Genomic DNA, 238 nt, shown 5'->3' on the forward strand with positions numbered 1-238 from the left:
CATCAAGAATCAGGATGGACGGATCTTTTAAGATAGCTCTTGCCAGTGCAATCCGCTGCCTTTGTCCGCCAGACAGTCCGACACCTCTTTCCCCGACAATGGTGTCATAGCCTTCTGGCAAATCTTTAATAAAATCATGGGCATCTGCTAATTTTGCAGCAAGTTTAACTGCTTCATTAGATGTATTGGGATCACCGTAAGCAATATTGCCTTCAATCGTATCAGAAAACAGGAAGAT

Annotated in this window: 1 protein-coding gene; it reads right to left on the reverse strand. The window is 43.3% G+C overall.

Annotation, left to right across the window (positions count from 1 at the left end; translation table 11 throughout):
- Nucleotides 1–238: ATP-binding cassette domain-containing protein (locus tag EOC06_RS39365; RefSeq protein WP_128310211.1), on the reverse strand; the 238-nt coding region annotated here is incomplete at both ends.

It is taken from the genome of Mesorhizobium sp. M7A.F.Ca.MR.362.00.0.0, assembly GCF_004023175.1.
Classification (GTDB): Bacteria; Pseudomonadota; Alphaproteobacteria; order Rhizobiales; family Rhizobiaceae; genus Mesorhizobium.